The organism is Amycolatopsis sp. NPDC089917, from assembly GCF_040684635.1.
Lineage (GTDB): Bacteria > Actinomycetota > Actinomycetes > Mycobacteriales > Pseudonocardiaceae > Amycolatopsis.
In genome coordinates this window covers 42,003-55,057 of the sequence record NZ_JBFBGL010000003.1, presented here as the reverse complement: position 1 = coordinate 55,057, position 13,055 = coordinate 42,003, and the positions used below count along the sequence as shown (strand labels likewise).

Sequence of the window (13,055 nt, the reverse complement as noted above, 5' to 3'; positions counted from 1 at the left end):
AGGACGACCTATGCCAGGCTGCGGGACAAGGCAATCGCCGAGCAGCTCGTCATCGACGCTTTTCGTGAGACGTGGAGCTTACTGCAAAATCCGGCATGCGAACGCTCTTTTCTGCAGATCTTGACCCAAGCTGTCGCAGCCCGCACGACTTGATTGCTTCGGTGAGCCCGTGGTCCGTGCCGGAGGTGGTTCTTCTCGGTACGCTGCCCGCGGAGGGGGTTGATGATGATCGACGCTGCGGTGCCCGACCAGCTTCCGGGCAGGAACAAGAATCATGTCAACCAGGACGACGTCCTGGAACGGGGGGATGGCGGCGGTGACGGCAACCAGATCGTGGTCTTCGCCGGCACGCCGGGGTGGGGAAGACCGCGACAGGGATCGAGCTGGCTCACTGAGCACGCGACTTCTTTCCGGAAGGTCAGCTGTTCGCCCGATTGACCGGCGGTTTGGAACAGCCTGGAGTCGAAGCCGAGGTTCTGAAAGAGTTCTTGCGGGCGTTCGGTGAACGGCCGGAGGACAGCCCTGACCGGCTGGACGCGCGCCGTGCTCGATTCCAGACGGTGACCACCGGACGGCGCCTGCAGGTGTTCCTGGACGGCGCCATGTCGGCGAGTCAGGTGCGGACGCTGCTGCCGGGCAGGGGGCACAAGCAGAATGCACATTGGGTCTGGCCTGGGCATTGTTCTTGCGATGCCGAGTCGCCGATGGCGGTTATCGCGTCCAGGTCCCCAGGCAACGTGGCTGTGATGGTCGCCTGATCGGTCTGGTAGTGGACCTTGATCGTGAGCTTCGTCAGATCTAACAGACGGTGCAGCAGGTCGGCTGGAGCCTGACGCAGGTTGGCTTTCAGGTAGGGCAGAGCGGCTAGCAGGTTCAGCTGGGCAGGGGAGGGTCGTCGGCGTCGTCTGGGATGGCTGAAGGGGTCTTCGGGGGCGGCGTTTTCTGCTTGGCGTAGCAGGTTGTCTTGTTTGCGGGCCGCGTCGGCGATTTTCTTCTGGAGGGTTTGCCGTTGGCGCTCATTGTTACGACGAGACCTAGCCGAAGGCGGCCGTGTCCCTATCAGCGGTCCGAAGATGCCACCAAACCCGGTGACACCCCCCCGGATCATGCGTTCGACTGGATTGGGACGTTCAATGTCCCAAATCCTCCACACTCGACCGCCGACCACACCAGTAGGTAGGCAAACCATGCCTTCAAAGCAACGAAGAAGACAGGATCGATCCTGCCATGTTTGACTTACCTCCCAATACCCAGGGAAAGATCGACTCATGCGTGATTGGCCCGCTCGCCGCCCCGGCGAGATCCCCTCGCCGAAGTTGGTCGCCGCCTGGATAGCGCTGGGCATGGCGCCTACTGAGCGGATTCCTCTCTGGGCGGCGCACTGGCTCGTGGACGGCCATGACGGGCCGGACCTCCGGACGCTGGCAAGCTTGGGCGGCACAGATTCCCACGAAGTGCACGACGTCGTGCGCGAAGCACTCGCCGACTGCCACACGTTCATCCCGGACTCGGTTACGGCTGCGGCGCGGACCGCCTTCACCTACCTTGCCCGCCTGCACGCCGACGGCTTGGTCAGCGAGGCGTGGATCGTCGACGAAGTCGACGGCATCCTCATTCAGACCGGGTACCCCGAAAGCGTCATCGACCTTCACCTCGGCAAGGTCTCCTACTGCTTCGACGAATGGGGCGAAAGCTGGGGCCGGCCCACGCATCTACTCGAAGCAGAGGTCCGGAAGGCGTGCGCCGCTCAACTCGCCGCGGGCCCGGGCGGTCATGGTGCGATCACGGGGAAATAGGTCTGCACTTCACCGGTCGACGGGTCGAAATAGCCCGCCAATTCGAGATCTCGCCACATACCTGACCACAAGCCGGTCTTCTCGTCGCGGAGCACGCTCGGCGACGTCCACGCCCCGTCCCCCGCGGCGCGCACGTCGTCGGTGGTCCAGTCCACCGGGAAATAGGTGTGGCTGACGAGGAACGGCTTGTTCATGTCTTCGGCGGAGTCCTCGAAGTGGCGCACCGGCGCCAGCGGGTACCCCGCCGGGCGACCCAGCTCCGGGTGACCCGCGGTGGCGCTCAGGAACGACCTCAACCCGTTGAGCACGGGCCAGAAAACAGACTGCGGCAAGACTTTCCGCGGCCACCGGTCGTAACGGCTCTCCAGCACGACGAGATCGTTGACAAAATCGATCATGCATCCGTTGCCGACCAGGGTCTTTTCCTCGGTCCGGCATCGCTGCAACGTCGCACCGAGCTGATCGAGCGCCGAGAGGTTCGGTTGCGCGTCTGTGTAGAGCCAGGCCGCGAGCGGCAGGAGCTCTTCCGGAGCCATGATCCGCAACCGGCGATGCTCGTCGAAGGCGAGTCCGATCGACTCCCCCACGGTGAGCGGTGAGCTGAGGGTGGTGGGTGTCATGTGCCCGGGTTCCCCTTCGTCGTCACGGGAACTTCACCGGCGGGTCCAGCCTGCCGTCGGGATAGTAGGTGGGCGGGCTGAGGAAGCCGCCCGGCCCCGCTGTTCCGTTCGGATTGGCGAAGCCCGACATGTTGATGGTGCTGCCCGCGTTCGGGTGGTTTCCGCTGCCGCTGCCGTGGTGGGCGCCGCCGGGGTCCCAGATCGGGGTGAAGGGGATCTGTCCCTGCCCCTGCCACGTGTAGCTCTGCTGGCCGCCGGGCCTGGGCGGCGGGCCCGGCGTGACACCACCGTTGGGGTTGCCGCCGTTCCACGCCTGATCCCCGAGGTTCTGCACCATCCCCTGGTTCAGGCCCTGCGGGAACATCGTGCTCATCGGCTTGCCCGCCACGCCGCCGTTCGGGTCGGCCATCGTCGGGTGGTGCAGGTTGTAGACGCCATTGGCGTCAGGGTGCGAACCGTACGGTCCCGGCCCGGTCGGCGGGGCGTGGTGCGGCGGCGGGCCGACCGGTCCCGCCGTCACCGGCGGGTTACCGCCGTTCACCCCCGCTCCGTGCCAGTTGGGGCGGCCACCCGGCCCGGGGGTGTTGTGCGGGGCGGTACCCGGGGGCAGATCGTTCTGCAACATGTGACCGCCGCTGAACCCCCAGGGCCGCGGCGGCGCCGTGCTGCCCGGCGGCCTCGGCCTCGGCGGCTTGAGGTTGCCCAGACTCACATGGTCGTGCGCGGACTGAGGGACGTCCACGCCCCCATAGGGATGTTGGTCCGGTTTGCCCGGTGAAAAGTCGAGCGAGCGCGATCCCCCGCCCCCTCCGCCCGTGCTGCTGGGACCGGTCTTTCCCGGACCGGACAGCGAGCCCGGCGAGTGACGGCCCGGCGGTTTGCCGGTTTTGATCTTCTTGAAGCCGCCCGCCGCCTTCTCGAAGACATCGCCCGCCTTGCGCAGCAGGCCCGACAACTTCTTGAGCGCGCCGATGAGGCTCTTGACGATGCCGGCGATCTTGGTCGCGGTCTTCGCGACCAGCGCCGCCACCTGCGGCACCACCCAGGTCAGCCCGATACCGAGCGTCGCGATCACCTGCAGCGCCCAGGAAACCAGGCGCGCCACCACTTCCGCGATGATGTCGCGGACGAGTCCCCGCACCGCCGCGACCACCTCGCCTGCGGTCTGGACCCCGCTCCCCGCTCCCGCGCTCGCCTCGCCCGCGGCCGAGATCAACGTGGCCAGCTCGGCGGTCTGCGCGCGGTAGGCGTCGGCGCCCTGCCCTGCCCAGCTCTGCACGTCGGCGTCGACCTGCTCGACCAGGTCCTGGCCCACGCTCTCGAGCTCTTTCGCGATGTTCTGCCAGGTCTGCGCCTGCGCGGCGACCTGATCCGGGTCGCCCGCGAGGTTGTCCAGCGCCTCCTTGAGCGGGCCGACGTGCTCCATCAACCAGCCCACGCCCGCGGCGAGCACCGTGCCGAACGGATCGGTCACCATCGACAGGGCTTCCATCGCCGTCCCGGCGACACCCATCACCGCCGAAGCCCAGTCACCGCTTTCGATGCTGGACTTGACCCCCTGTGCCTCTTCGAGGAGCGGGGCACCGGTCGCCCACGTCGTCGAGCTGACCTTGTCCGCGACCAACGGATTCGCCATACCAACCATCCCCGATCGCAGGATCCACTCGTACCGGCCCAGATGATCACGGGCCAGTACACGCTACCAGCCGGTCACTACGGTCTCGACGGCTGAGCCTCAGGCTTCACCGGTCGATCAGTCGGCGTCGCGGACGAGTAATGAGCTTTGACGGTGGTTTCGCTCATGCCGAGCTTCCGGGCGATCTCACCGTTCGTCAACCCCTGGGCCACCGCGCGGGCGACCTGCCGTTCGCGTTCGGTGAGAGTCGCCAGGCGTTCTCTGGCGGCACGCTCGTCCCGGGATTGCTTGCCGGCGAAGGTGGCGAGGACCCACTTGGTCACGGTCGGCGAGAGGACGGCGCCGCCGTCGGCCGTCGTTCGGACCGCGGCGATCAGGTCACGTGGGGCGGCGTCCTTCAACAGGAATCCCGCGGCCTTGGCACGCAGAGCGTCGTAGATGTGTTCATCGCGATCGAACGTCGTCAGCATGACGACTTCAGGCGGATTCGGGAACCGGTTGATCTCCCGGAGTGCGGCGACACCGTCCAAACCGGGCATCTGCACGTCCATGAGCACGACATGAGGCCGGTGGCGGGTGACAGCCTCGACCGCCTCTGTCCCGTTTTCCGCCTCGGCGACCACCTCGATGTCGTCCGTGGCTTCCAGGATCGTCAGGGCGCCCCCCCGGTTTGGCGGAGTGAAGCCATTTGCGGGCGGTTTCCCGGTTGACGCCCAGCCGAGCCGCTCGGCGAAGTTGTTCCGTGCCGGGGTGAGGCTGAGGTTTTGTTCGGACCGCCCCGGACCACTGTGGCGTCGAGGTCGTCATGGCCATCGTCGTCCCAGGAGCCGATCTGGCAGGTCTCGTGCTCGCCCCGAGCGTCGAGGGTCAGATAACCGCAGCAGGGGCAGGCGTAGGGGCCGCTGCCCGCCGGCGGGGACACGTTGACCAACCTGTCGCCGAGCACGATCGCCATGCTGGTACGCCGGTGTTTCAGGCCCGTCCGGCGCCGCCTGTGGCGGTCCTTGTCGGGGGTCAGCACCGGTAGATCCCGCTGATGCGGCGTTGCCACCACGGCCAGTCCGGCGGCCCGGCAGGATCGGGCAGGGTCTTTCGACGTATCTGGTCGTCGAGGGGGCGGACGAGCGCGTGCAGGGCGGCACGGCTTCGCGGCGGAAGTGCTCGGAGTGCCAGGTCCAAGGTTTCACGCGCCAGAGGCTCGCAGCACGGGCAGCCGAGAGCCCAGTGTGCCCGGTACTGGTGGGCGACGCGGGCATACCGCTGCAACTCGCGGAACGCGGTCGCGATGTCGCCTGGCCGTAGCTGGGTGGCCTCAACACGGTGGATGTCAGCCAACACCCAGCGTGGCAACCCAGGCACGACGGAGAACGGCCGGAGGCGCGGGTGAACAGGAAGGGCCGCGCGGACGGCGGCGGGCGATCTACGCGCCATGGCCCTTTCTGGATGTCGTCATGCTCGGATCATGCCATAGCGGCACCACACAGACAGAAACTCTGCGGGGACCGTCACGTAACGGTGCTGACGCGTCCCGCTGAGCCGCGGATGTCGGGCATGCCGAGGAGGACGGTCGAGCTGGTCATCACCACCGGCACCACCGGTGTTTCGGCGACCCGTTTCTACCAGCACGGCGGAGGCCAGGTCGCGGTGCGAGTCGGCGGCTCCGCCCTCAAGTGGATGCTCGGTGATCTTGATCAGACAGGGCACCTCCGCGCACTCTCCATGACGACCCTGTCTGCCCAAGATCGTGGCCAAGCGGCAGAAACGCCTGAGCGGTGTGGATGAGATGGTGATCTCGCTGGCCGCGAAGGGCTTGACGACCGGGGAGATCTCGGCGCATCTGGCCGAGGTCTATGGCGCCGAGGTGTCCCGGCAGACGATCTCCACGATCACCGACAAGGTGGTGGAGGGCATGGTCGAGTGGCAGAACCGGCCCCTGGACCCGGTCTATCCGGTGATCTTCATCGACGCGATCCACGTGAAGATCCGGCGCCGGCCGCGAACGCTGGACGATGCGGTGGAAACCCGCGTTGAACGCGTTCGAGAGCGCCTTCGACGGTCGTCTGGCCGCCGGACACAAGTAGTTTCCGTCAACCCGAGTTACACCGCTCGTTTGACAGACCCCGGAGGGTTGGAGCAGGTCGAGGGTGTCGGATGTCAGTTCTTCTTCAGTTCCTCGGCGAGCATCACGATGATGCCGCTGGGACCGCGGACGTACGTGAGCTTGTAGATGTCCTCATAGGTGGCCACGCCCCGAAGCGGACGACATCCGTGTTTCGCGGCTATCTCGAGGGCTTTGTCGATGTCGCCGACCGAGAAGGCGACGCGGTGCATGCCGATCTGGTTGGGGAGAGTCGGATTCGACTCGATCGCTTCGGGGTGGATGTACTCGAAGAGCTCAAGGCGACCGCGACCGTCCGGGGTCTGGAGCATCGCGATGTGAGCGTGGTTGCCGTCGAGGCCGACGGCGGTTTCGGTCCACTCGCCACTGACCGTGGTGCGTTCGATGACCGTGAGGCCGAGGTCCGTGAAAAAGGAGATCGCCGCTTCGAGGTCGCGAACGGCGATGCCCACGTTCTCAAGTTTGATGGTCATGTGTCGCATGCTACCGAGCCTGCCGATTGGCCGCGGGGGACTTTGGCGGAGCTCATTCCGATGTGGGCAGACATTCGGCAAGCAGGTCGATGATGTCGTGCCAGGCTCGCTGGGCGTGCTGGTGGTGGTAGCCGACACCGGGGAGCACGGTCTGGTCGGCTCGGGTGGGAGGGTGGTGAAAGGCGTGCTGGGCGCCGCCGTAGATGACCAGGCGCCAGTCGACGCCTGCGGCCTGCATCTCGGACGCGAACGCGTCGCGTTGTGCGGCCGGCTGGATCGGGTCCTCCGACCCCACCCCGGCCCATACCGGGCAGCGGATGCGTGCCGCTTCGCCCGGTCGGCCCGTGGTCAGCGCGTTGATCGTCCCGATCGCGCGCAGCTCGGCCCCGGCGCGGCCGAGCTCCAGGACGATCGCGCCTCCTGTGCCGTAACCGATGGCGGCGATCCGGTCGGCGTCGGTCAGTGCTTCGGCGCGCAGCACGTTGAGCGCCGCGTGGCCGATGTCCCGCATCCGGTCGGGATCGGCGAGCAGTGGGGTGCAGCGGGCCAGCATCTCCTGGGGGTTGGTGAACCAGCGCCCGCCGTGGATATCGAAGGCCAGTGCCACGTATCCCAGTTCGGCTAGGGCGTTGGCCCGGCCGCGCTGGAAGTCGTTCAGCCCCGTTCCCTCGGGCCCGACCAGGACCGCGGGTCGGCGACCGGCTCCGGCCGGGAGTGCGAGGTGTCCCACCATCGTCAGGCCGTCAGCCGGATATTCGACCGTGCGCGTCGTGATCGTCGCCATGGGAGCGGACTGTAATGCTCTTCGAGCCCGCCCGGGTCGATGTTCACCGCGGGCAGAACAGCATGGATGCCAGCCGAGGTTGGAAGGCTTTTGCCGGTCGGAGCCTGCTTTCCTGGTTCTCTGTCGTTGCGGGACAGGGAACCAGGAGAACGGCACCCGGCACGAGGCGACTTTCTTTGCGCTGGCGGGGCTTTAACGTGATCGGCAGATCGCGTTGTCGACCAGGCGCATCTTGGCGGCCATCTGGTCCTTGAATTCGCCGTCGTTCGACAGCGACACGATCACGCTGGTCCGGCCGTCGTCGGTGACGGCGCCACCGGTGGCGAAGCCGGGGGTGCCGCCGTCGTGGAACCAGGTGACGATGCCGCAGTTCGTCACGTGGCGGAGCACGCCGAGGCCGTAGCCGTCATAGAGCCCGCGCGGGTCCGTGGTCTTCATCTCGGCCAGCTGGGCCGGCGGGAGCAGCTTGCCGCCGAGCAGCGCGCGCCAGAACTTGCCGAGGTCCTTGGTGGTCGACACGATCTCCGCCGCCGCGCCGCCCCACCCGAGACTCACCTCGGTGCTTCGGAACGCTCCGACGGCGGTCGGCCGCGCCGAGGAGGTGCTGTTCGCACCACTCGGCCAGCTCACCGTTGGACAGATGCGACACCAGCGCCATGCGCGAAACCCTACTGCGCCGGACATTCAGGCCGCGGTCGGCGGACTATGCCTGCTTGAGTAGTGCTACGGATGCGGTGGTGGACTCGGATACCGCACGCTGGACCGAGGTGGTGGCTGAGCGTGGGTAGGGAGTGTGTGATGAGTCGACGGCCCGCGGTGGTGTTCGTGACGATGGCCGCCACGGCGATGGTACTGGGTGGATGTGCCTTCTTCATGCCCGACAAGGACCGCGCCCCGGCTGCTCGGAAGACCGAGATGACGTCGACCGGGCCCGTGGTCGACCTACGAGGGCAGGAAGGGCGCGATCAAGGCGCAGCGTGCCGCCGAAGAACTCGGCGTCCACTGGAGCCCGAGCTCCCGAACCGGTGCCCGTGAACGATCACCCGCGCGCCGCGAGACGTTCGAGCATGGCGATCCTTGAGGGCGCAGTCGTGCTGAGGGCCCGCGGGACGGGCTAGATGGCTGCGCCTTTCCCGCGAGCGTCTCCGCGCCAGTGATGGACCGCTTGAACGTCCGGAGGGTTCATCGACACCCAGACGATCGCCTCACCTCCCGGACTCGCGTACTTACGTGCCTCGTTCCTGTTCCACCCGTTCCACAGGGGTGGCCGCTGCTCCGTCCAGCCTGTGGCCTCCAGATCCGTTATCAGCTCGTTCAGTAGCCTGATGGCTTCGCTGCTCATCCCACGCCCCTCGGGTTGCGCTCACCGTTGCCTGCAACGCTTACAGCACTACACCCGGCGTGCGGGGCGTATCGACTCAGCAGACCGACCGCACGACAAGTCGACACCACGAAAGGCGACGGGTTTCATGAAGGATCACTGGCGGCTTCTGCAACCGCTTCGCGTGGCTGCCGGATGGCGGATCGACATCAGCGGTCTCTACGCCGTCGACCCGTCGCCCGAGACCATGGAATGGTTCTACGGCTCCGTCCTGATCTCCGGCAACGACGGACATTCCCGGCTGACTTTCGATGCCCGCTGGGAACCGGAAGGCGACCCCGAGGGCTGCTACACAGTCGACTTCCTGCGCCTTCCTCGCGCCGGCAAGGGAAAGGGGAAAGGACTGGCGCGAGAGGGGAATACGGCGCGGGGGCGCGACGAAGTCGAGTTCATCGGAACCTGGACCACCCGGAGCCGCCCTGAACTGGTCGCCGTCCTGGAGTCCTTCATGTTCACCCGCACCCCGCCGGAGAACACGGCCAGCCCCGGACCGGAACCCACTGTCGCCGAGGTCGCAGCGGTGCCGGAGTCCGCCGCGCCCCGTGAGGAAGCCGGCTGATCCGGCCCTCGGTCCAACCGTACGCGGTCGGAGGGTAGGTCTTTGTCGATGGGAGGTCGAGGGTGAGGTCACGATGAGGGTCGTCGTGTGCGTGTTGTGGGCGACCTTGGCGTTGGCGGGCTGCGCGTCGCGGTCCGTCGAGGTCGATACGGCGGGTTTCGAGACGCGTCTCTCCGCGGTGGCGGGGGTCAATGGCGCGTTGGTCGAGGTTCGGCATCCGGGCCTGCCGACGAACACGAACGTCGCGATCTGGTTGTTCCTCGAGTCGGCGGATGTCGAGTCGGTGGCGACGATTGCCCGGAAGGTCGCCGACGTGGCGAGGGATGACGACGGTGTCCGCGGCCGGCAGGTCAACCTCTCCGTCGTGAAGGGGAAGCGTGCGGACTTCCCGACTCGCCAGGAAGTGGTGAGGAGCACGGTGCCGGTGATGCATCGGGTCGCGGAAGCACTCGGGCTGCCGGAATCGGCCGGGCAGAAGCTGGTGCTGACGCCGGAAGAGATCGCGAGACTCGCGGATTCAGAAGGCTGAGCGGGCGTTCCAACACGATTCCCGCGTACCGCGCGCGGCTGGCCGGCGCCCTTGTCCTGGTCGTTGAGGAAGATCAGCCGGTAGCCGGCGAGCAGGGCGGCAGAGTGATCGCGGGACATGGCTGTGATCGTGGTGGGGCGGTATCGCGTGGATGCCGCCCCACCAGTCCGTTCAAGCCCAGGTCAGCCGCGGACTTGTTCTGACGACCGCCGATGGGAGAAGGGAGAGCCAACCGGCCCGTCGAGCAGGATTCGCCGGATACGGCCTAGGTGTTCACCGCCGGGACGACATGCTTTGCGAAGAGGTCGATGCTGGAGCGGTCGTACGCGGCTTCGGGGAAGTTGAAGATCGCGTAGGTCATGCCGAGTTTTTCCAGCTCGGCCAGTCGCTCGGCGACCTGCTCGGGTGTGCCGACGCCCACCCCGGCGGTGAAGATCGAGTACGCGCGCTCGGCCGCCTCCGGGGACGCGTGCCTCGCGTAGTGGTCCTTGAGCCAGGCCAGCTTGTCCTGGACCTCTTTCTCGGTCTCGCCGATGACGCCGTTGTGGTTGGCAGAGCGCACGATCGCGCCGAAGTCCGTGCCGACGTCCTTGCAGTGCCCCGCCAGGATCTCCGACTTCCGGGTGAAGGTCTCGACGTCGGCGGCGAAGTTGGTGTACTTCGCGAATCGCGCGGCGATCCGCAGGGTCTTCTTCTCGCCGCCACCGGCGATCCACAGGGGGATCCCGCCGTCCTGCAGCGGTAGCGGGCGCAGGATCGCGCCGTCGGTGCGGTAGTGCTCGCCATCCAGTGTGGACTTTCCGGTGGTCCACAGGTCCCGCATGATCCGGACGCCTTCGTCGAGCTGGGCGAGCCGCTCGCCGGCGCTCGGGAAGCCGTAGCCGTAAGCCCGCCACTCGTGCTCGTACCAGCCGGCGCCGATACCCATCTCGACGCGCCCGCCGGAGATGATGTCGGTGGTCGCGGCGACCTTCGCCAGGTACGCCGGGTTGCGGTAGCCCATGCAGGTGCACATCTGCCCGAGCCGGATGGTGTCGGTGGCCGCGGCGAAGGCCGACATCAGTGACCACGCCTCGTGGGTGGCCTCCTCGGTCGGCTCCGGCACCGTGTGGAAGTGGTCGTAGACCCAGATCGATTCGAAGGGCCCGGCCTCCGCGTGTTTCGCGATGCCGAGCATGGTTTTCCAGTGGTCCACAGGCTCGATGCCGGTCAGGTCCAGCCGCCAGCCCTGCGGGACGAAGAGTCCGAAGCGCATGATCTCAACCTAGCCTGCGGAATCCGCCAAGCGGCGCATTTTCCGGGGTTTCCAGCCGGACGAACTCCAGCAACCTCGGCCAGGAGCGAATCGGGACGGCGATGCGGGTCCGCGGTCGACCGCGAGGCCCCGCTGGTCTCGGTCTGCGCCATGTCACCACCACACGCCCTGTGTGGTGGTGTCGGTGATGGGGGTGCCGGTCCGGGTCAGGGTGGCGTTGCTGAGGTCGGCCTTCGTGAAGTCGGTGTTGCGGAGGATGGCGCCCTCGAGGTTGGCTCCGTTGAGTTTGGCGTTGACGAACTTCGCTCCGGTGAGGAACGCGGCGAACAGGTCGGTGCCGACGAGGTTCGCCTCGCTGAGGTTCGCGTTCCGGAGATCCGCGGTACCCAGGCACATGTTCCGCAAGTCGATTACGGCGTTGTCGTCGTGACTGGTGTCGCGGCGACCGAGGATCGTCAGCGCCGTTTGGACATCTGTGTCGATGAACTGCGGCACCACTCGCAAGACGCCTGTTCGCCGCCAACCATCCCGGACTACGGCCACCCCGATCGGTCCGCTGCAAGCGCGCGAGCCGCCACCGCCTTTGACACCTTGTTCCGTTCTGCATATACTTTCCATATCGAAAGTTGATGCGGATTGGAGAGTCTGATGTCCGACACGCCCGAACTCGACCAAGTCGCCGACGCTCGACGCAAGCTGGCCGCCTACGCCGGGTTTTCGCGCACCTATTGGACGCTCTACGGGATCGCCCTGGTGCTGATGGCCGGGATTCCCATCTGGATGTCGTTCCTGCCCGAGACGGCGGCAGGACTTCAGTGGGTGCTGCTCGCGATCGGCTTGGCCTCCGCGGCGTACTCGATCGGCCGGCGCCGGCGGACCGGAGTCCAGCTCCCGCGCCGGATCAGCGCGTATCCCAGCGCCCGCAGGGTGTGGCTCGTCGTGCTCGCGATCACCATCGCGAGTGTCGCCGGCATCTACGCGCTGGTCGGGAGTGGTCAGCGGGTGATCGCCTTGCTGATCCTGATTCCCGTGGCCGCGGTCATCTTCGCCGGGCAGGTCCTGACCCGCGCGAAGATGCGTGACGACATCGTGGCGGGACGGGTCTTGGCGTGACCACGTTCGACCATGCCGACGACGACGCGAGCGCGAAGCGCGATCCGATCTTCGAGACCGGGCCGCGCTTGGCGCTGTGCGCGTTGCTGCAGGGCGCTGATTGGGTCGAATTCGCGACCGCCCGCGATCTCACCGGTGCCAGTGACTCCGCCGTGTCCAAGCACAGTCGAACCCTCGAAGAAGCCGGCTATCTCGAAATCCGGAAGGGATCGGTCGGGCGGAGACCCAGGACCTGGCTGCGGCTCTCCCCGGCCGGACGCGCCGCGTTACGCGGTCACCTCACCTGGCTGACCAACCTGCGCCACGCCATCGACCAGCCGCGGTAGCGAACCCGGTTCCCATCCTCCGACAAGCATCCCGATGGCGAAAGCCTTGCGCGAAGGCCGCCACCCCGTGCCGGTCGTGGTCGGCGCAGCCGTCCTTCTCGAGGCCGGTGAACGAGGTCCGGCTAGAGCCACGGTGCGAGCTTGCCGAGGATCTTCGTCTTGGACGCGGCGCCGTTGATGGTCGTGGTGGGCTTGCCGTCGACGAAGAGGATCATGGTCGGGATGGACAAGATCCCGAGGTCGCCGGCGATTTCGGGGTTGTCGTCGATATCCACCTTGACGACGGTGATCTTGTCGCCGTGTTCCGCCGAGATCTCGGCGAGGACGGGAGCGAGCGCTTTGCAGGGGCCGCACCAAGGCGCCCAGAAGTCGACCAGTACCGGCTTGTCGTGTTCGAGGACCTCGGTGGGGAAGGTGGCGGTGGTGACGGATTCCAAGCTCATGGTTTCTGCTTTCTCGTGTGC

At 66.9% G+C, this 13,055-nt stretch carries 16 protein-coding genes and 1 pseudogene; 6 read left to right on the top strand and 11 right to left on the bottom strand.

The features are described from left to right. Nucleotides 1-613: 613 nt before the first annotated feature. Nucleotides 614-1,108 carry a hypothetical protein gene (locus AB0N89_RS03720; RefSeq protein ID WP_364199832.1) on the bottom strand — a complete coding sequence of 165 codons (495 nt, stop codon included), beginning with the start codon at nucleotides 1,106-1,108 and terminating at the stop codon, nucleotides 614-616. Nucleotides 1,109-1,268: 160 nt separating this feature from the next. On the opposite strand from AB0N89_RS03720, the gene AB0N89_RS03715 reads away from it, so the two are divergent. Continuing rightward, nucleotides 1,269-1,796 (top strand): hypothetical protein, encoded by a 528-nt coding sequence (locus AB0N89_RS03715; protein ID WP_364199830.1) that lies wholly within the window; start codon nucleotides 1,269-1,271, stop codon nucleotides 1,794-1,796. Here AB0N89_RS03715 and AB0N89_RS03710 read toward each other — a convergent pair. The 4 genes from AB0N89_RS03710 to AB0N89_RS03695 all read right to left on the bottom strand — a co-directional run bounded on the left by AB0N89_RS03710 (nucleotide 1,772) and on the right by AB0N89_RS03695 (nucleotide 5,007). Next, a complete protein-coding gene (locus tag AB0N89_RS03710; RefSeq protein WP_364199828.1) occupies nucleotides 1,772-2,416 on the bottom strand; it encodes a hypothetical protein in 645 nt (214 codons plus the stop codon). The two genes, AB0N89_RS03715 and AB0N89_RS03710, sit on opposite strands and share 25 nt — an antisense overlap. A gap of 22 nt (nucleotides 2,417-2,438) precedes the next feature. Further along, nucleotides 2,439-4,052 (bottom strand): hypothetical protein, encoded by a 1,614-nt coding sequence (locus AB0N89_RS03705; protein WP_364199826.1) that lies wholly within the window; start codon nucleotides 4,050-4,052, stop codon nucleotides 2,439-2,441. A 77-nt stretch (nucleotides 4,053-4,129) separates the two neighbouring features. Next, nucleotides 4,130-4,702, bottom strand: a complete 573-nt coding sequence (locus AB0N89_RS03700; RefSeq protein WP_364200144.1) for a response regulator transcription factor — start codon at nucleotides 4,700-4,702, stop codon at nucleotides 4,130-4,132. A 2-nt stretch (nucleotides 4,703-4,704) separates the two neighbouring features. Continuing rightward, on the bottom strand, nucleotides 4,705-5,007 hold the full coding sequence (locus tag AB0N89_RS03695; protein ID WP_364200142.1) for a CPCC family cysteine-rich protein: 303 nt from the start codon (nucleotides 5,005-5,007) through the stop codon (nucleotides 4,705-4,707). A gap of 786 nt (nucleotides 5,008-5,793) precedes the next feature. Between AB0N89_RS03695 and AB0N89_RS03690 the strand changes: the two are divergent. Next, nucleotides 5,794-6,279 (top strand): annotated as a pseudogene (locus AB0N89_RS03690) (transposase); the annotation flags it as partial. Here AB0N89_RS03690 and AB0N89_RS03685 read toward each other — a convergent pair. The 3 genes from AB0N89_RS03685 to AB0N89_RS03675 form a co-directional block, all read right to left on the bottom strand. Further along, nucleotides 6,207-6,644, bottom strand: a complete 438-nt coding sequence (locus AB0N89_RS03685; protein WP_364199824.1) for a VOC family protein — start codon at nucleotides 6,642-6,644, stop codon at nucleotides 6,207-6,209. The pseudogene AB0N89_RS03690 and the gene AB0N89_RS03685 overlap by 73 nt on opposite strands. A gap of 52 nt (nucleotides 6,645-6,696) precedes the next feature. Beyond that, complete coding sequence (locus AB0N89_RS03680) at nucleotides 6,697-7,428, bottom strand: dienelactone hydrolase family protein (protein ID WP_364199822.1); 732 nt, start codon at nucleotides 7,426-7,428, stop codon at nucleotides 6,697-6,699. A 192-nt stretch (nucleotides 7,429-7,620) separates the two neighbouring features. Continuing rightward, nucleotides 7,621-8,112, bottom strand: a complete 492-nt coding sequence (locus AB0N89_RS03675; RefSeq protein ID WP_364199820.1) for a serine hydrolase — start codon at nucleotides 8,110-8,112, stop codon at nucleotides 7,621-7,623. A 785-nt stretch (nucleotides 8,113-8,897) separates the two neighbouring features. Between AB0N89_RS03675 and AB0N89_RS03670 the strand changes: the two genes are divergently transcribed. Together AB0N89_RS03670 and AB0N89_RS03665 are read left to right on the top strand one after the other, a co-directional pair. Continuing rightward, nucleotides 8,898-9,368, top strand: a complete 471-nt coding sequence (locus tag AB0N89_RS03670) for a hypothetical protein (protein ID WP_364199818.1) — start codon at nucleotides 8,898-8,900, stop codon at nucleotides 9,366-9,368. A 73-nt stretch (nucleotides 9,369-9,441) separates the two neighbouring features. After that, on the top strand, nucleotides 9,442-9,897 hold the full coding sequence (locus AB0N89_RS03665; RefSeq protein ID WP_364199816.1) for a hypothetical protein: 456 nt from the start codon (nucleotides 9,442-9,444) through the stop codon (nucleotides 9,895-9,897). 265 nt (nucleotides 9,898-10,162) lie between these two features. On the opposite strand, the gene AB0N89_RS03660 is transcribed toward AB0N89_RS03665, so the two are convergent. Further along, nucleotides 10,163-11,152 carry an LLM class F420-dependent oxidoreductase gene (locus tag AB0N89_RS03660; protein WP_364199814.1) on the bottom strand — a complete coding sequence of 330 codons (990 nt, stop codon included), beginning with the start codon at nucleotides 11,150-11,152 and terminating at the stop codon, nucleotides 10,163-10,165. A 153-nt stretch (nucleotides 11,153-11,305) separates the two neighbouring features. Beyond that, nucleotides 11,306-11,650, bottom strand: a complete 345-nt coding sequence (locus AB0N89_RS03655; protein ID WP_364199812.1) for a pentapeptide repeat-containing protein — start codon at nucleotides 11,648-11,650, stop codon at nucleotides 11,306-11,308. Between the two features lie 150 nt (nucleotides 11,651-11,800). On the opposite strand from AB0N89_RS03655, the gene AB0N89_RS03650 reads away from it, so the two are divergent. Continuing rightward, nucleotides 11,801-12,265 (top strand): hypothetical protein, encoded by a 465-nt coding sequence (locus AB0N89_RS03650; RefSeq protein ID WP_364199810.1) that lies wholly within the window; start codon nucleotides 11,801-11,803, stop codon nucleotides 12,263-12,265. Then, complete coding sequence (locus AB0N89_RS03645) at nucleotides 12,262-12,591, top strand: transcriptional regulator (protein ID WP_364199808.1); 330 nt, start codon at nucleotides 12,262-12,264, stop codon at nucleotides 12,589-12,591. Before AB0N89_RS03650 ends, AB0N89_RS03645 begins: the two co-directional genes overlap by 4 nt. A 122-nt stretch (nucleotides 12,592-12,713) precedes the next feature. Here the strand turns inward: AB0N89_RS03645 and trxA are convergent, their stop codons facing one another. Then, nucleotides 12,714-13,034 (bottom strand): thioredoxin, encoded by a 321-nt coding sequence (gene trxA, locus AB0N89_RS03640; protein WP_364199806.1) that lies wholly within the window; start codon nucleotides 13,032-13,034, stop codon nucleotides 12,714-12,716. Nucleotides 13,035-13,055: the final 21 nt, after the last annotated feature.